At 62.5% G+C, this 17,234-nt stretch carries 18 protein-coding genes; 5 read left to right on the top strand and 13 right to left on the bottom strand.

Annotated features, from left to right (window positions below; all coding sequences use genetic code 11):
• Nucleotides 1–265: 265 nt before the first annotated feature.
• On the bottom strand, nt 266–1,369 hold the full coding sequence (recA, locus tag NKK52_RS08530; RefSeq protein WP_023684868.1) for a recombinase RecA: 1,104 nt from the start codon (nt 1,367–1,369) through the stop codon (nt 266–268).
• Between the two features lie 282 nt (nt 1,370–1,651).
• On the opposite strand from recA, the gene NKK52_RS08525 reads away from it, so the two are divergent.
• Both NKK52_RS08525 and NKK52_RS08520 read left to right on the top strand, forming a co-directional pair.
• Complete coding sequence (locus NKK52_RS08525) at nt 1,652–2,596, top strand: carbohydrate kinase family protein (RefSeq protein WP_023684867.1); 945 nt, start codon at nt 1,652–1,654, stop codon at nt 2,594–2,596.
• A 70-nt stretch (nt 2,597–2,666) separates the two neighbouring features.
• Nucleotides 2,667–3,584, top strand: a complete 918-nt coding sequence (locus NKK52_RS08520) for a pseudouridine-5'-phosphate glycosidase (RefSeq protein ID WP_023684866.1) — start codon at nt 2,667–2,669, stop codon at nt 3,582–3,584.
• A 203-nt stretch (nt 3,585–3,787) separates the two neighbouring features.
• Here the strand turns inward: NKK52_RS08520 and NKK52_RS08515 are convergent, their stop codons facing one another.
• Nucleotides 3,788–4,111, bottom strand: a complete 324-nt coding sequence (locus NKK52_RS08515) for a TfoX/Sxy family protein (protein WP_023669120.1) — start codon at nt 4,109–4,111, stop codon at nt 3,788–3,790.
• Between the two features lie 83 nt (nt 4,112–4,194).
• On the opposite strand from NKK52_RS08515, the gene NKK52_RS08510 reads away from it, so the two are divergent.
• Entirely contained in the window at nt 4,195–4,692 is a 498-nt protein-coding gene (locus tag NKK52_RS08510) for a GFA family protein (RefSeq protein ID WP_023669121.1), read from the top strand.
• Nucleotides 4,693–4,836: 144 nt separating this feature from the next.
• Here the strand turns inward: NKK52_RS08510 and sufA are convergent, their stop codons facing one another.
• From sufA to NKK52_RS08465, 9 genes are all read right to left on the bottom strand, one after another.
• Nucleotides 4,837–5,217, bottom strand: coding sequence for a Fe-S cluster assembly scaffold SufA (gene sufA, locus NKK52_RS08505; protein ID WP_013532156.1), 381 nt, complete (start codon nt 5,215–5,217; stop codon nt 4,837–4,839).
• A 105-nt stretch (nt 5,218–5,322) separates the two neighbouring features.
• Entirely contained in the window at nt 5,323–5,709 is a 387-nt protein-coding gene (locus NKK52_RS08500) for an SUF system Fe-S cluster assembly protein (protein ID WP_023684865.1), read from the bottom strand.
• 21 nt (nt 5,710–5,730) lie between these two features.
• Nucleotides 5,731–6,972, bottom strand: a complete 1,242-nt coding sequence (locus tag NKK52_RS08495) for a cysteine desulfurase (protein ID WP_023684864.1) — start codon at nt 6,970–6,972, stop codon at nt 5,731–5,733.
• 132 nt (nt 6,973–7,104) lie between these two features.
• On the bottom strand, nt 7,105–8,373 hold the full coding sequence (sufD, locus tag NKK52_RS08490; protein WP_023684863.1) for a Fe-S cluster assembly protein SufD: 1,269 nt from the start codon (nt 8,371–8,373) through the stop codon (nt 7,105–7,107).
• Nucleotides 8,374–8,416: 43 nt separating this feature from the next.
• Nucleotides 8,417–9,172, bottom strand: coding sequence for a Fe-S cluster assembly ATPase SufC (sufC, locus tag NKK52_RS08485; protein ID WP_023684862.1), 756 nt, complete (start codon nt 9,170–9,172; stop codon nt 8,417–8,419).
• Nucleotides 9,165–9,452, bottom strand: coding sequence for a hypothetical protein (locus NKK52_RS08480; RefSeq protein ID WP_155929798.1), 288 nt, complete (start codon nt 9,450–9,452; stop codon nt 9,165–9,167). The genes sufC and NKK52_RS08480 overlap by 8 nt, the downstream gene beginning before the upstream one ends.
• Before the next feature lie 4 nt (nt 9,453–9,456).
• Nucleotides 9,457–9,621: a hypothetical protein gene (locus tag NKK52_RS08475; RefSeq protein ID WP_156033695.1), complete on the bottom strand. Its 165-nt coding sequence runs from the start codon at nt 9,619–9,621 to the stop codon at nt 9,457–9,459.
• Between the two features lie 306 nt (nt 9,622–9,927).
• Nucleotides 9,928–11,445: a Fe-S cluster assembly protein SufB gene (sufB, locus tag NKK52_RS08470; RefSeq protein WP_023684859.1), complete on the bottom strand. Its 1,518-nt coding sequence runs from the start codon at nt 11,443–11,445 to the stop codon at nt 9,928–9,930.
• Between the two features lie 187 nt (nt 11,446–11,632).
• Nucleotides 11,633–12,796, bottom strand: coding sequence for a cysteine desulfurase family protein (locus tag NKK52_RS08465; RefSeq protein WP_023684858.1), 1,164 nt, complete (start codon nt 12,794–12,796; stop codon nt 11,633–11,635).
• Between the two features lie 256 nt (nt 12,797–13,052).
• On the opposite strand from NKK52_RS08465, the gene NKK52_RS08460 reads away from it, so the two are divergent.
• Complete coding sequence (locus NKK52_RS08460) at nt 13,053–13,727, top strand: alpha/beta hydrolase (RefSeq protein ID WP_023669128.1); 675 nt, start codon at nt 13,053–13,055, stop codon at nt 13,725–13,727.
• Between the two features lie 212 nt (nt 13,728–13,939).
• Nucleotides 13,940–14,587: an FMN-binding negative transcriptional regulator gene (locus NKK52_RS08455; RefSeq protein WP_023684857.1), complete on the top strand. Its 648-nt coding sequence runs from the start codon at nt 13,940–13,942 to the stop codon at nt 14,585–14,587.
• Nucleotides 14,588–14,625: 38 nt separating this feature from the next.
• On the opposite strand, the gene NKK52_RS08450 is transcribed toward NKK52_RS08455, so the two are convergent.
• Both NKK52_RS08450 and NKK52_RS08445 read right to left on the bottom strand, forming a co-directional pair.
• A complete protein-coding gene (locus tag NKK52_RS08450; RefSeq protein WP_245263137.1) occupies nt 14,626–15,357 on the bottom strand; it encodes a phosphatase PAP2 family protein in 732 nt (243 codons plus the stop codon).
• Nucleotides 15,358–15,552: 195 nt separating this feature from the next.
• Nucleotides 15,553–17,196: an ArnT family glycosyltransferase gene (locus tag NKK52_RS08445; RefSeq protein ID WP_023684855.1), complete on the bottom strand. Its 1,644-nt coding sequence runs from the start codon at nt 17,194–17,196 to the stop codon at nt 15,553–15,555.
• Nucleotides 17,197–17,234: the final 38 nt, after the last annotated feature.

Genomic DNA, 17,234 nt, shown 5'->3' with positions numbered 1-17,234 from the left:
TGCCTTTTCGCGAAAACCGCCGGCACGGCCGGCGGACACTGGTCTCTGCTTTTTAGAAGATTGACTTGGCCTTTTAGCGGGCACGCCCCACCCTGTCCAGAAACACGGAATTGGGCCAATCCGGCAACTGCCAAGCCGGCTTCACGCTGCCCAAAAACGAAAACCGCCGGCGCGAAGGCCGGCGGTTTGAAACGCAATACTAAAGAACTCGGTTACTTAAGCATCGGATAATAGACTGGATTTATGGCCGAACTCTGGCCGTGCCCTACATGGCGCCGGATTCTTCCTCGAAGCCGTCGTCGCTTTCGCCGCGCTCGGGGCCACCATTTTCAAGAAATTTCTCGGCGATCAGCCCGGCATTCTGCCGCAGCGCAAGTTCGATCTCACGCGCCGTGTCGGGATTGTCGCGCAGGAACAGTTTGGCGTTTTCGCGACCTTGGCCGAGACGCTGCGAATTGTAGGAGAACCAGGCGCCGGACTTCTCGACCACGCCGGCCTTGACGCCGAGATCGACCAGTTCGCCGGTCTTGGAGACGCCCTCGCCATACATGATGTCGAACTCGACCACCTTGAAGGGCGGCGCCAGCTTGTTCTTGACCACCTTGACCCGGGTCTGGTTGCCGACGACCTCGTCGCGGTCCTTGACCGAGCCGATGCGGCGGATGTCGAGGCGCACCGAAGCGTAGAATTTCAGCGCGTTGCCGCCGGTCGTGGTTTCCGGCGAACCGAACATGACGCCGATCTTCATGCGGATCTGGTTGATGAAGATGACCATGGTGTTGGAGCGCGAGATCGAGGCGGTCAGCTTGCGCAGCGCCTGGCTCATCAGACGAGCCTGGAGACCGGGCAGCGAATCGCCCATCTCGCCCTCGATTTCAGCGCGCGGCGTCAGGGCGGCCACCGAATCGACCACCAGAACGTCGATGGCGCCGGAACGCACCAGCGTGTCGCAGATTTCCAGTGCCTGCTCGCCGGTGTCCGGCTGCGAGATCAAGAGGTTTTCCAGATCGACGCCGAGCTTGCGGGCATAGACCGGGTCGAGCGCATGCTCGGCATCGACGAAGGCGCAGATACCGCCCTTCTTCTGGGCTTCGGCAACTGTGTGCAGCGCCAGTGTCGTCTTGCCCGAGCTTTCCGGCCCGTAGATCTCGACAATGCGGCCGCGCGGCAGGCCACCGACGCCAAGCGCGATGTCGAGGCCAAGCGATCCGGTCGGCACGGTTTCAATCTCGACGACCTGCTCGTTGGCGCCCAGCCGCATGATCGAGCCCTTGCCGAAGGCGCGCTCGATTTGCGACAGCGCCGCGTCCAGAGCCTTTGATTTGTCCACCGCTTTGTCCTCTACAAGCCGCAAAGTATTCTGAGCCATGATACATCACCCCTTGGTCGTCAATGAAGGCCGGACAATCCGTAATCCCTGCCCTATTTGTACCTTTTTTGTTCTCGTTTGGCAAGAGGGGTCAAATATCTGAAAAGCAATCTTTATCCGGATTTGTTCTTTTTTGTCTCATGGTTTCGTTTCCGGATGTATCCACCATTGGGCCAGGCGCTCCGGCGGTTTGGCTCCGCCCGAATCGCTGGCTTGCTTGCGAAGCTCCGTCGCACAGCCTAGCGCTTGTCTGGTTCGAATAACAAAGGTCATATCGCCTACATGGTGAAATCAGCAAAAATACTGGCGGTGGGCGGCGCCCATATCGACCGGCGCGGTCAGGTGTCCGGTGCTTACGTGCCGGCGGCGTCCAACCCCGGCACGATGCGCGAGGATGTCGGCGGCGGCGTCTTCAACGCGCTGCGCAGCCTCGTGCGGCGCGGCGTCTCGGCCTCGCTTTTGTCGGTGCGCGGCGGCGATGCCTCGGCCGAGACGGTTGCGCGCGCCATCACTGAGGCCGGCATTGCCGATCTGTCGGCGGTGTTCCTCGACCGCACCACGCCGAGCTACACGGCGCTGATCGATCGCGACGGCGAGCTGATCACCGGCTTTGCCGATATGGCGCTCTACGATTTGGCGTTCCCCAAGCAGATCCGCCGCTCCAAGGTGCGCGAGGTGGTCGCCGAGGCCGATGCGGTGCTCTGCGACGCCAATCTGCCATCAACGGCGCTGGAGCGGCTGGTGGGGCTCGCCGCCGGCAAGCCGGTGTTCGCCATCGCCATTTCGCCGGCCAAGGTGGTGCGGCTGATACCGGTGCTGAAGGAACTCGCGCAGGTCTTCATGAACCGGCGCGAGGCCATGGTGCTGGCCGGCGTCGATGCCAATGCCACCGAGCGCGAGACCGTCGACGGACTGCGCTGCAGCGGCCTCACCAGTGGCGTGGTGACGGCGGGCGACGGCCCGGTGCTGGGATTCGACGAAGCCGGCGCCTTCTCTATCCTGCCGCCGGCGCCGAGAAAAGTCGCCGACGTCACCGGCGCCGGCGACGCGCTGGCCGGCGCCACCATCGCTGCCCTGCTGCGCGGCCTGCCCCTGCGCCAGGCATTGCGCGAGGGCGTTGCCGCCGCCACGCTGGCCATTGAAAGCGCCGACGCGGTTCCGGCCTTCACGATTGCGACCTTCACCGAGGCACTGGCTCTTGTGCCCGACGCGCAGGAAATGGCATGAGGGCGGCCAATTGCCATTGCCGGAGCGCGACGTCCAAGCGGACGCGCGGATCTCCGGATCGGAGACCATCATGACACCGCAAAGCGCCCGCCCCTTCATCGACCTCCACGCGCCCGTGGCCGAGGCGCTCGCCGCTGGCCGCCCCGTCGTGGCGCTGGAAAGCACCATCATCACCCATGGCATGCCTTACCCCGACAATGGCGCCATGGCCGCCAATGTCGAAAAGATAATCCTGGACAATGGCGCGGTGCCGGCGACGATCGCCGTGGTCGCCGGCCGCATCAAGATCGGGCTTTCCGACGGCGAGCGCGAGTCGCTGGCGATGACCGGCGACGCCATGAAGCTGTCGCGCGCCGATCTCGGCTTTGCGGTGGCGCAAGGCCGCACCGGCGGCACCACGGTCGCCGCCACCATGATCGCGGCCGACATGGTCGGGATAAAGGTGTTCGCCACCGGCGGCATTGGCGGCGTCCACAAGGGCGCGGAAAAAAGCTTCGACATCTCGGCCGATCTCGACGAGTTGGCGCGCACCCCGGTCATCGTCGTCTCGGCCGGCGCCAAGGCGATCCTCGACATCGAAAAGACCCTGGAAGTGCTGGAGACGCGCGGCGTGCCGGTGATTGGCCATGGCTGCGAGACGATGCCGGCCTTCTGGTCGCGGCATTCGCCGTTCCGCGCGCCGCTGACCCTGCACAGACCGGAAGAGATCGCGCATTTCTACAAGACCAGGGCGGCACTTGGCCTGGTCGGCGGCACGCTGATCGCCAACCCGGTGCCGCAGGACGATGAAATCCCGGCCGACGAGATGGCCGGCTATATCGAGGCCGCGCAGAAGGCGGCGGAAGTGCAGAATGTGACCGGAAAGGCGGTGACGCCGTTCCTGTTGGGCAAAATCCTCGAACTGACCGGCGGCCGGAGCTTGAAGACCAACATCGCGCTGGTCGAGAACAATGCGCGGCTGGCGGCGAGGATTGCCAAGGCGCTGTAGGATCGCCTACGTCGGCGGGACAGCACCCCCCTCTGGCCTGCCGGCCATCTCCCCCGCAAGGAGGGAGATTAACAGCTTAGCCGCAGGCTCCCATTTTCAACGATGGTGATTGGCGAAGACCAATGTGACAACTGATCTCCCCCCTTGCGGGGGAGATGTCCGGCAGGACAGAGGGGGGTGGGAAGAAACGCGACGGTCCCGGTTCACTTCCCCGCCCGCCGCCCCGCCTCATACGCCCGGCGCGCCCACACCCTCATCTCGTCAGGATCATCAAACGCGTCGTCGGGAATGCTCCAGTACGGCATCGCGACCAGCTTGCCGTGGCGGGTGCCGGTATAGGTCCATTGCTTGCAGCCGGCGGCTTCGAAGTCGGGCGCGCTTTGCTCGTCAGCCTTGAGCAGCAATTCGCCGCGCAGCACGATAGCGACGATGACGCCGTCGAAATAGATACCCTTGCCGCCGAACAGTTTTCGGATACTGACCGGGCCGAGGCCTTCGAACAGCTCTTCGATGCGTTCATTGTCCATGCCGCAATCATGTCACCGGGCTTGCCATGGCTGCAACCAAAAACCATGCTGGCAAGTTGAGAGCCATCCGTCGGAGTTTTGTCATGCCGCTGCTGCTCAAGGGATCCTGCCGCTGCGATGCCGTCCATTTCGAGGTGGAGAGCAACACGCCGGTGCCGTTCATGCTGTGCTACTGCTCGATCTGCCGCAAGCAGCAGGGCGGCGGCGGCTTCGCCATCAATCTCGGCGCCGATTACAAGACGCTGAAAATCAAGGGCAAGCGCAATCTCGGCGTCTACCAGGCCGAGATCGCGGACGACGAGCATCCAAAGTGTGAGATTTCGACGGGCGAGCGCAATTTCTGCAAGAAGTGCGGTTCGGCGCTCTGGCTCTACGATCCGACATGGCCGGACCTGGTCCACCCCTTCGCCTCGGCAATCGACAGCGAGTTGCCGAAGCCGCCGGAGAAGGTGCATCTGATGTTGAAATACAAGGCGAGTTGGGTCGAGCCGGTGATCGGCAAGAAGGACAATGCGTTCGACGTCTATCCCGAGGAATCGATCGCCGACTGGCACAAGCGGACGAAGATGTGGGTGAAGTGAGGACTCGGAGCGCGACTTCCGATGGTTAGCGCTGCCCCTCATCCGGCCCTTCGGGCCGTTCGTCATTCGAAAAGCCAAGCAATTGGCTTTTCGCCCGCTGCGCGGACCATTCCTCACCTCCCCGTGAACGGGGCGAAGGAAAGATCAGGCGGAAGCGCGCGCTTCAGCCAGCGCCTTCAGGTCGGCGGGCTTCAGTTCGACGGATTCGCCGCAGCCGCAGGCCGAACTCTGGTTCGGGTTGTGGAAGGTGAAGCCGGTGCGCAGCGTGGTCTGCTCGAAATCCATCTCGGTGCCGAACAGGAAAAGGGCAGCCTCGGGCGCGACATAGACATGCGCGCCGTCGCGTTCGATATGGTCGTCCTTGGTATTGGGCTCGGTCACCAGGTCGACCGTGTATTCCATGCCGGCGCAGCCGCCCTTCTTGATGCCGAGGCGAATGCCATGCGCATTGTCGCGCGTGGCGACGATCTCGCGCACCCGGTCGGCGGCCTTTTCGGTCATCGTGATGACGGCGAAGCGTCCCATTCTTTTTCCTCTTCCATTCCATGCAGGTTCAAGGCCTGCCGAATGATTCCTCACCTAAAATGGTGAAGTTTTACCACTGGTGCAAGTGCACCAACCTCAGTCAACCTAGTACCAGCCCACCGCCACCTGCGCCTCTTCCGACATGCGGTCGGGCGACCAGGGCGGGTCGAAGGTCATGTTGACCTCGACGCCGGAGACGCCTTCGACGGCGCCGACGGCGTTTTCCACCCAGCCTGGCATTTCGCCGGCCACCGGACAGCCGGGCGCGGTCAGCGTCATGTCGATCTTGACCGCGCGGTTGTCCTCGATGTCGATCTTGTAGATGAGGCCGAGCTCATAGATGTCGGCCGGTATTTCCGGGTCATAGACCGTCTTCAGCGCCGAGACGATGTCGTCGGTCAGCCGCGCCAGCTCGTCGGCGGGAATTGCCGAGGCGGAAACCACCGGATTGACGGCCGCTTCCGGCGCGGTGGTGTGGCTCGCATCATCCATGGTCGTCATCCAAAGAACCTGTCACCCGAAGAACTTGCGCGCTTTTTCCAGCGCATCGGCCAAAGCGTCGACTTCGGCCCTGGTATTATACATGCCGAACGATGCCCTGCATGTGGAGGTTACGCCAAAGCGTTTCAACAGCGGCTGGGCGCAATGGGTGCCCGCGCGGACGGCAACACCTTGCCTGTCTATCACCATCGACACGTCATGGGCATGAATGCCCTGCAATTCGAAGGAAATGATGGCGCCCTTGTCCGGCGCGTCGCCGAAGATGCGCAGCGAGTTGATGGCGCGCAGCCGTTCATGCGCATAGGTCTTGAGATCGGCCTCATGGGCGGCAATGCGCTCGCGGCCAACCTTTTCCATGTATTCCAATGCTGCACCCAGGCCAATCGCCTGCACGATCGGCGGCGTGCCGGCCTCGAAGCGGTGCGGCGGCTCGTTGTAGGTGACGATGTCTTCAGTCACCTCCTCGATCATTTCGCCGCCGCCCATGAAGGGGCGCATGCCCTGCAGAATGTCCTTCTTGCCGTAGAGCACGCCGATGCCGGAGGGCCCGTAGACCTTGTGGCCGGTGAAGACGAAGAAATCGCAATCGAGGTCCTGGACGTCGATCGGCATGTGCACGGCGCTCTGGCTGCCGTCGACAAGTACGGGAATTCCACGCGAATGCGCGATGCGCACGATCTCCTTGATCGGGGTTACCGTGCCCAGCGCGTTCGACATATGCGTGATGGCGACGAGCTTGGTCTTGTCGGTCAGCCGCTTTTCGAATTCCTCGATGTGGAAGATGCCGAGATCGTCGACCGGCACCCAGACCAGCTTGGCGCCCTGCCGCTCCCGGATGAAATGCCACGGCACGATGTTGGAGTGGTGCTCCATGATCGACAGCACGATCTCGTCGCCCGCGCCGATATTGGGCATGCCATAGCCGTAAGCCACGGTGTTGATCGCCGCGGTCGTGTTCGAGGTGAAGACGATGTTGTCGGTGCTTGGCGCATTGAGGAAACGGCGCACCGTCTCGCGTGCCTTCTCATAAGCGTCGGTTGCGGCATTCGACAGGAAATGCAGGCCGCGATGCACGTTGGCGTATTCCTGGGAATAGGCGTGCTGGATCGTATCCAGCACCACCTGCGGCTTCTGCGCCGAGGCGCCATTGTCGAGATAGACCAGCGGTTTGCCGTAGACTTCGCGCGACAGGATCGGGAAGTCGCGGCGGATCGCCTCGACGTCGTATGGGGTTGTTTCGATCTTCTGGTCCATTACAAGCTCTCTTGAGGCACCGCCTCACTTCGTCACGCACCCCTCACCCGACCGAGCTTCGCTCGGCCACCGCCCGGGGCGTGTCACTTGCCTCGCCCGTCCTTCGGACCCACAAGGGGAGAAGGGGAGGCGCTACCCATGCGCCACGAACCAGTCGTCCAGCCTTGTTTCCAGGGCCTCGACGATGGTTTCGTCGTCCAGTTCCTCGATCACTTCGGCGACGAACGCCTTGACCAGCAGGCCACGGGCGCTCTTCTCGTCGATGCCGCGAGCCATCAGGTAGAACAGATGGTTGTGGTCGATCTCGGTAACGGTCGCGCCGTGGCCGCAGATGACGTCGTCGGCGAAGATTTCCAGCTCCGGCTTGGTCGAGAACTCGCCATCATCCGACAAAAGCAGCGTGTTGCAGGCCATCTTGGCGTTGGTCTTCTGCGCGTATTGGTGGACGTTGATGCGGCCCTGGAAGACGCCGCGCGCCTTGCCGGTCACGACATTGCGGATCACTTCCGTCGATGTCGTATGCGGCACGGCATGGTCGAGCACCATGGTCACGTCGGTGTGGGTGTCGCCGGCGAGCAGGTTGATGCCGCGCAGTTTGAAGTCGGCGCCTTCGCCCGTGGTCTTCACCACGATCTCCTGGCGCACAAGCTTGCCGCCGGCATTCATGAAGAACAGCGTCAGCTTCGAATTCTTGCCGAGATGCGCCTTGAACTGCGCCAGATGGGTGGCCGTTTCCGGCTGTTCCTGGATGATCAGCCAGGTCACCTCGGCGCCCTCGCCCAACACCAGCTGGCTGACGGAGCTGGCCAGAGCCGCGCCCTCGCCCGCCTGACGCTCGACGATCGCAGCCTTGGCGCCGGCGCCGACACGCACGGGAAAGCGCACATGGGTCTGTCCGCCGGCTTGCAGGTTCTGCAATTCGATCGGCTTCTCCAGTGCTGCGCCATCGGCGATGTCGACGAAATAGCCGTCGGCGACGAAAGCAGTGTTCAGCGCGCCGATGGCGTCATCGCTGCCATAGGGGTCGAGGCCGGGCGCAATCGAGCCGTCGGTCAGCTTTTCCGACAGGCGCTGGACGGTCACGCCTTCGATGGCAGGGAATTTCGCACTCGAGACGCCGTTTAGAACTGCCAGCACGGCGGAACCTTCGACGATGGGCGCCAGCCCCTTAGCGGCGGCCGTCGGATCGAACGCCGGCACCGCAGTCAACAGCCGGCGCAGGTCAGTGTAATGCCAGGATTCGATGCGCCGCGTCGGCAGCCCGTGCTTGATTGCCTCAATGGCGTCGTCGCGCTTCAGCATCACCGCGCCGTCACCCGGCAGCAACGACAGACGCTCGCCAAAGGCGTCGATCAGCGCCGTTTCGGCCTGCGTGCGCTGGGGTTGTGTATGCATATTCATCAGTTTTGCCCCGCCTTTCAGCATAAAATGGCCTTCTGGCGTCTCACGCGGCTTCGCCGATCACGCCGGCATAGCCATTGGCTTCGAGATCGAGCGCCAGCGACTTGTCGCCGGACTTGATCACCTGGCCCTTGTATAGGACGTGCACGCTATCGGGCACGATGTGCTCGAGCAGGCGCTGGTAGTGGGTGATGACGATGATGGCACGGTCGGGCGAACGCAGCGCGTTGACGCCGTCCGAGACGATCTTCAGCGCATCGATGTCTAGGCCTGAATCGGTCTCGTCGAGCACGCAGAGCTTTGGCTCCAGCAGCTTCATCTGCAGGATCTCGGCCCGCTTCTTCTCGCCGCCGGAAAAGCCGACATTGAGCGGCCGCTTCAGCATCGCCATGTCCATCGAGAGCGAGGCTGCCGCCTCTTTCACCCGCTTCAAAAATTCCGGAATTTTTAGCGGCTCCTCGCCGCGCGCCTTGCGCTGCTCGTTCATCGCCACCTTCAGGAACTCCATGGTCGCGACACCAGGTATCTCCATCGGATACTGGAAGGCGAGGAAGATGCCCGCGGTGGCGCGCTCGGCCGGATCCATTTCGAGGATCGACTGGCCATTATAGAGGATATCGCCTTCGGTGACCTCATAGTCCTCGCGGCCGGCGAGGATATAGGACAGCGTCGATTTGCCCGAGCCGTTCGGGCCCATGATGGCGGCGACCTCGCCGTTTTTCACCGTCAGGTTCAGGCCGCGGATGATCTCGGTGCCGTCATCGACGATGCGGGCATGCAGGTTCTTGATCTCAAGCATTGTTCTTTTCTCTGAAATAATCGTCGTAGGTGACTGTGTAATCGGTGTGCCGGCGCTGCAGGGTTTTGAACCGCCAGAAGGACAGGCCGAACCCCACCGCGAAAACCGCAAGGCCGACCATCGGATGGACGAACGCCGCCAAAACGGCGCCTACCAGGGCCGAGGCTACTGCGGCCGCGGCGTATTTCATCGTGGCGATGTTGCCCTCGCGACGAACCGCCCACAGCCGCCGCCAGCGAACCGCAAACCAGATCTCGTCGCGAGACAGCGTCATGGTCATCTCTTCAGCCATCAACCAAGTGGCGCAGAAACGGCAGTATAATTGCCGAGACCAGCCCGGTCACGGCGCCCGCCGCCATCCGGCGCGGCGTCGACTGGATAGAGGGCGCGACAGCGCAGAGCGCGCCGCACACCAAAGCGTAAAAAACGATCGGAACCGTATCCATCATTTCAACTTCCTTTCAAACGTTCAGTTTCAATCCCATGCCTTGTGCACGGTCCTGAACGCTTGGCGGGTCGCTATCCTTCCAGTGTCCATCGCATTGCCTATCCGAGCGCCTACGCCCGGTTATTCTACATCTGCGTCAGGGCTTGCCAAAGTCCTCGCCAAAAGCCATCCGGCGAGTAGGCCGCGCCGAGCAGCACTATCCCTATCGCGCAAAACCAGAACGCAAGGCCCAGGCCCGCTTCCCAGTTATCCACTCGATCCCGCAGATAGACATGTTTTTCCACGGATTCGCGTTTGCGCGCCCTTGTCACCCCACGCTACCCTCAAGGCTGATGCCGATAAGCTTCTGCGCTTCGACCGCGAACTCCATCGGCAGCTGCTGGATAACATCCTTGACGAAGCCGTTGACGATCAGCGCGATCGCCTCTTCCTCGGGAATGCCGCGCTGCATGACGTAGAATTTCTGGTCCTCGGAAATCTTCGACGTCGTCGCTTCGTGCTCGAACTGCGCCGTCGAATTCTTGGCTTCCATGTAGGGCACGGTGTGGGCGCCGCACTGGTCGCCGATCAGGAGACTATCGCAATTGGTGAAGTTGCGGGCGTTGGTCGCCTTGCGGTGCGCCGAAACCTGGCCGCGATAGGTGTTCTGCGAGAAGCCGGCGGCGATGCCCTTGGAGATGATGCGGCTCGACGTGTTCTTGCCGAGATGGATCATCTTGGTGCCGCTGTCGACCTGCTGGTAGCCGTTCGACACGGCGATCGAATAGAACTCGCCGGAGGAATCGTCGCCGCGCAGGATGCAGCTGGGATATTTCCAGGTGATCGCTGAACCGGTCTCGACCTGCGTCCACGAGATCTTCGAACGGTCGCCGCGGCAGTCGCCGCGCTTGGTGACGAAATTGTAGATGCCGCCCTTGCCCTCGGCATCGCCGGGGTACCAGTTCTGCACCGTCGAATATTTGATCTCGGCATCGTCGAGCGCCACCAGTTCGACGACGGCGGCATGCAGCTGGTTCTCGTCGCGCTGCGGCGCCGTGCAGCCTTCGAGATAGGAGACGTAAGCCCCCTCCTCGGCGATGATCAGCGTGCGCTCGAACTGGCCGGTGTTCTTCTCGTTCATGCGGAAATAGGTCGACAGCTCCATCGGGCAGCGCACGCCCTTGGGCACGAAGACGAACGAGCCGTCGGTGAAGACAGCCGAATTCAGCGTGGCGTAGAAATTGTCGGATGTCGGCACGACCGAGCCGAGATATTTCTGCACCAGCTCCGGATGCTCGCGGATGGCTTCCGAGATCGAGCAGAAGATGACGCCGGCCTGCGCCAGTTCCTTCTTGAACGTGGTGACGACGGAAACGGAATCAAACACCGCGTCGACGGCGACACGGCCCGATTTGTAGACGTTGTCGCTGGGCTCCTCGAGATCGGAGACGTCGGTCTTCTGCACGCCGGCGAGGATTTCTTGTTCCCGCAGCGGAATGCCGAGCTTCTCGTAGACCTTCAACAGCTCGGGATCGACGTCGCTCAGCGAGGTCGGGCCGGGCGTGCTCTTGGGCGCCGCGTAGTAATAGAGGTCCTGAAAGTCGATCTTCGGATAATGGACGCGCGCCCAGGTCGGCTCTTCCAGGGTCAGCCAGCGCCGATAGGCTTCCAGACGCCATTCCAGCATCCAGGACGGTTCATCCTTCTTGGCCGAGATGAAGCGAATAATGTCTTCGCTCAGGCCCTTGGGGGCCTTGTCCATCGCGATCTCTGTCTGGAATCCGTATTTGTACTGGTCGACGTCGATCTTTCGGACCCGATCGATCGTGTCCTGCACAGCAGGCATAAGCGTTCTCCATCCACGCCGGGGTCAAGGCCCGACAGTTTTCAAACTATGGCATCGCCAGGGCTGCCCATGAGGCGCAGAAGGCGGCGTAAGTTTCATATAGTGCGTCTCGGCCGGGAATTCACCCGGCCACTTGCAAACGCACGGCTCTACCAGGCCGCGAGGGCCTGAATTCTTTGTCGCCGCCTCAGGCGGCTTGTTCCCTGGCCGCCCGGCGCTGGGCAATACCAGCCAGCGCAGCACGGAACAGTTCGATATCCCCGGCACTCGTTGCGTGGCCGATGGACACGCGCAAAGCGCCGAGGCTGTCGCCGTAACCCATGGCTTTCAGCACATGGCTCGGCCCGACCTTGCCCGACGAACAGGCCGATCCCGCCGACAGCGCCACGCCAGCCAGATCGAACGCGATCTGCGCCGTCTCGGCCTTGATGCCGGGAATAGCGAAGAATGTCGTATTGGCAAGCCTTGGCGCGCCGGTTCCGAAGATTTCTGCGTCCGGCACCAGTGTTTTGATGATGGTTTCGACCTCGCCGCGCCGGTGCGCGAGCGTATCGACATGGTTCAGTCCAGCCAAAGCCTGCCGCGCCGCGGCGCCAAAGCCGGCGATGGCCGCCAGGTTTTCGGTGCCGCCGCGATGGCCCTTTTCCTGACCGCCGCCATTGATCAGCGGCTTCGGCATCATCAGATCGGCTGCCGCAACGACGGCGCCGACACCCTTGGGGCCGCCGATCTTGTGCGAAGACAGAATCAAATAGTCGGCGTAAGCCGCTGACATATCGATGGGAACACGGCCCGCAGCCTGCACCGCGTCGACCACCAGAATGCCGCCCGCCGCCTTGACGATTGCAGCGATTGCCTCGATCGGCTGGATGACGCCGGTCTCGTTGTTGGCGGCATGGATCGCGACCAACGGCAGGCCTTCGGCCTTGTCATGCGCGGCCAGAGCGGCTGTCAGCTGAGCGAGGTCGGCAATGCCATCGGCGTCGACGCCGATCCGCGAAACCTGTGTTGCCGGGAAGCGGCCGCCGTTCAACAGGCAAGGGTGGTCGGCCTCGCACACATAGAGCCGGCTCATGCGCACCGTGCCACGGCCCATCTGCCAATCCGGCGTCAGCAGCGTCGATGCGGCTTCCGTCGCGCCCGAGGTGAAGACGACATGCTCGGCCTTGGCGCCGACAAGTGCTGCCACATCGCGCCGGGCAGTGTCGATCAGGCGCCGCGCCGCGCGCCCCTCGGCATGCACCGACGACGGATTGGCGACGAGATCGAGCGCGGCAATCATCGCCTCGCGCGCCTCGGCAATGAGCGGCGCGCTGGCATTGTAGTCGAGATAGGCGCGTGCTGCGGCCATTTTCACCCAATCGATCCCGTCAAGACCCTTTCCGCAAGGATAGCGCGTTATTTCCTTGAAATTGCAAGGCAAGACGTCCTATTTACGCGGCTTGCGGCGAGGATGGCCGGGCCGTCACGGCTGGCTATCCAGTTTTGAACAATTCTAAACTAGCTTCTAAGAAGACGCTTGCCCTGCGTCAAGGCCCGGAAGGGCTGGGGCTAGAGTAAAGAGTTGTTCCGGGCGCCGCGCATTCGTATGCCATTTGGAGTAGTTCATGCCTGAGGTCATTTTCACCGGTCCGGCCGGCCGCCTGGAGGGCCGCTACCAGCCTTCCAAGGAGAAGAGCGCGCCGATTGCCATCGTGTTGCATCCGCACCCGCAATTCGGCGGCACGATGAACAACAAGATCGTCTATGATCTCTTCTACATGTTCCAGAAGCGCGATTTCACCACGCTTCGCTTCAACTTCCGCGGCATCGGCCGCAGCCAGGGCGAATTCGACCACGGCACCGGCGAATTGTCGGATGCCGCCGCAGCGCTCGACTGGGTGCAGTCGCTGCATCCGGATTCCAAGAGCTGCTGGGTGGCCGGCTATTCCTTTGGCTCCTGGATCGGCATGCAGCTTCTGATGCGCCGGCCCGAGATCGAGGGCTTCATCTCGATCGCGCCGCAGCCCAACACCTATGATTTCTCGTTCCTGGCGCCCTGCCCGTCATCGGGTCTGATCATCCATGGCGATGCCGACAAGGTGGCGCCGCCCAAGGATGTGCAGGGCCTGGTCGACAAGCTGCACACGCAAAAGGGCATCACCATCACGCAGAAGACCTTGCCCGGGGCCAACCACTTCTTCGCCAACGACGCCGATCTGCTGCTCGAGGAATGCGCCGACTATCTCGACCGGCGGCTGGCCGGCGAATTGTCCGATCCGCGGCCGAAGCGGCTGCGCTAAGAGCAACTCCAGGAAAAGTGTAAACCGGTTTTCCGTCCGGAATTGCGTCAAAACAAAAACTCCCGGTCCGATGCCGTGCACAGTCGTGCCCATGACGGGCGCGACAATGCCATTTTCGGCTGATCCAAACGGTGAAGCCCGCCTGACATGTGGCGCGGCTCGGCTGAACGGTGCACAATGCCGGTTCAGCCAGCGGAAGAGCATGACCGATCATGTACCAGCCTCCCCATTTCCAGGAAACGCGGCCGGACGTCCTGCACGGGCTGATCCGGACGCATCCGCTGGGGTTGCTGATCTCCAACGGCGCCGATGGCCCGGTCGCCAATGCCATTCCCTTCCTGCTTGATGCAGAGGTTGGGCCGAATGGCCGGCTGCGCGCCCATCTGGCCAGGGCCAACCCGCAATGGCGTCAGCTGGCCGACAATCCGACATCGCCGGTGCTGGTCGTCTTCCAGGGCGCCGACGCCTATGTGACGCCGTCCTGGTACGAGACCAAGCGCGAGACCGGCAAGGTCGTGCCGACCTGGAACTACGCCATTGTCCAGGTGCGAGGAACCGTCAGAGTGATCGAGGATTCCGCCTGGATCGCACAGCAGATCACCGAGCTGACGCTGTCACAGGAAGGCGCCCGCGAGGGACCCTGGGCGGTGACCGATGCGCCGCCTACCTTCATCCAGTCGCAGATCAAGGGCATTGTCGGGCTTGAGATCGAGATCGCCGAAATCAGCGGCAAGTGGAAAGTCAGCCAGAACCGGCCTGTCGCCGACCGCGTCGGTGTCGCCGAAGGGCTGGAGAAGGAAGCCGCCAGCGCGCCTGACATGGCTCGGCTGGTGCGGAGCTGGGGTGGCATCGACAGCTAGCTGGGGTGGTCTTAGATGGTTCCAAAGGCGTCAGCAATTCAGTTGCTTGCCGGCGCTGCTCCAATGCGGAAATTCGTCTTGTCTCGGCGCATCGTTTGGTTTGGTTTGCGAGCCCGACGGAATAGGCGGAACGTAGTTTTTGCCACCGGCAACCCCGACGCCGTGTAGCGGAAGATACATCCCAGCCGGCCAAGCACCATCGCACAGACGATGGCAACAGCACAGCCAAGGCCGAATCCGGCGACAGTGTCGCTCGGATAGTGCGCGCCGATAAAGATTCGGGTCGATGCGACCGACAAGGTTGCAGCCAGCAACACCCATCTGCGCTGGGGCAACAACAGTAGCGCAATGCCGAAAATGACACCCATGGTCGTGGCATGGCCGGACGGGAAGCTGGCAAAGCGCGCCTCCATGGAAAAAGGATGCAGCGACAGATCGCCGAGCTTGTCGAAATTCATTGGCCTGGCTCTGCCCACGCCATATTTCAGCGCGTTGACGACCATGGCCGAGAGCCCGATCGAACCCAGCACCATGAAGGCAAAGCAGGTCCAGTTGTAGAAGGTCATCCGCGCGCGCCGGGAAAGGCTGCGCCAATCCGTCAGATTCGCGGCAATCAGCACCAGTACCGACGGGACAAGATACCAGCCGCCGAGGCCGAAGAAGGTAAAAAACTCGGCGATGCGAAAGACATTGGTCGAGCCTGAAGCCCACTGCCTCGCCATGGTCCCTGCAAGATGGTCGAAACGGAGCGACACCGCGATCGTCAGCAAAAGCCAGGCCACGACCCAGACCGACCACAGGATTTTCGGGTAGCGCGCCGGGCGCGTCGCCAGGCGATGCCGTACAATCCCGAAAGTATCGCGGAAATTAGCGACAGACTGCCGGAGCATGGCAGGCAAAGCGGCACGCGCCGGCTTTGGCGACTTCATCAACATGCGGAGCTCGGCGCCATCATTGAAGAGGTATCAGTTCGCCACACGGTACAGGCCGAGCGACAGTTTATCACCTGACGAATAGTTGATGCCGTCGATTTCAGCGACGCGGCTGGCCTTCTTGCCTTGCCCCGCCAGCAGGTCATCCAGCCGTTTTTCTTCGCCGACCGGCGCCAGGCCCAGCGCGCAGGCCGGATCGCCAAGCAGATGTTGCGCAACCCCGTCGACATCGGTTAGTACCGTCTTTGTGCCCACCAGAAATACCAGGCTCGGTTCGTGATATTGCGCGGAGGCGAGCACGCTCATCTCACAGGGACGATCGGCGCGAACCGCAGCCTCGATTTCCCGGCTCATCCAAATCGGTTTCAGTGACGGCACGATGACACCGAACAGTAGGGCGTAGGTTATACCGGCGCAAACCGCAGCCCCGCCGATGCGGACCAGCGGCACCAGCGCCTGGCGCGAAACAGCGAGGTAGCCGGCGCCCAATGCTGCCGCGGCGGCCGGAACGCTCCACCATAAAAATGTCTTCATGAGATAGATCGGCGCACCGACGCAAAGCACGGCGAGACCGACTGTCACCAGAACGGTGCCGAATGCGGTCGCCCACCACAGCCATGTCTGCCAGCGCCTGAGCGGCGCATTTGCCTCTTGCGGTGTCAGCGTCAAAAGCCAGCCGATGAGCAGGGCCATGCCGGGATAGGCCGGCAGCACATAATGCGGCAGTTTCGTCGGGATCAATTCGAAGACGAGCCAGAACGGAACGTACCAGGCGAGGCAGAAACGCAGGCGCGGATCGTCGCGCAATCGGTTGAGCGCCTGCAGTCCGGCGCCGAGCGCCACAAGGCCGAACGGCCACATGAACAGGCAATAGGTCAGCACGTAGAAGCCCGACGGAACGCCGTGCGACTCCTCGCCTTGCGCGACCTTGCCGAGCATATCCTTGCCGACGGCCTGCTGCAGGAAGGCGCCGTTGCTCTTCCAGGTGATGAGGGCGAGCCAAGGCAGCACGATCAACAGCACCAGAATCAGCCCACGCCCGGCTTTCAGCCTCGCCAGCCAGCGCCAGTCGCGCTCGAAGGCAACCAGCGTGAGCACCGTCAGCGCCGACAGCAGCGGTGCAATCGGCCCCTTGATGAGGATAGCTGCGCCCTGTGCAGCCCAGAAAATCCACGGCAGATGGCCGGCGACAGGCTCGTTGCGGCGCGATGCCAGATAAATCTGCGCCAGCGCGCCTTGCGCCAGAACGCAGCAGGCAAGCAGCATCGCGTCGGTCTTGGCGTCACGGCCTTCGAAGGCGGTGGCGAAAATCGCCGCCATGACGAGGCCGGCGGCAAGACCGGCATTGGCGCCGAACAGATTGGCCCCGGTCCAGGCGATTGCGACGACGGCGATGGCGATGCCCAGCGCCGAGATCAGCCGGTAAATCCAGATCGGCGCCTGTGCCCCCTCGCCGCTCAGCGTCACCGCGGCCGATTGCAGCCAGTAGATGCCGATCGGCTTTTGGTAGCGCGACGCGTCCTGGAAGCGGATGTCGACATAGTCGCCGGTCTCCGTCATCTGCTTGGTCGCCTGGACGAAGCGCGGCTCGTCGCGGTCGAGCGGCGGCAAAGAGGCCAGTCCCGACGCCGTCATCATCAGGCTGAACAGGAAGAGAAAGATGTAGTTCCTGCTCATTTCGACACCGGACAGACTGAATTTGGCGGGACTGGTGG

It is taken from the genome of Mesorhizobium sp. C277A, from assembly GCF_040324395.1.
Taxonomy (GTDB): Bacteria; Pseudomonadota; Alphaproteobacteria; order Rhizobiales; family Rhizobiaceae; genus Mesorhizobium.
Note: the sequence above shows the minus strand (reverse complement) of the source record. Positions and strands in the feature narration are given on the sequence as shown.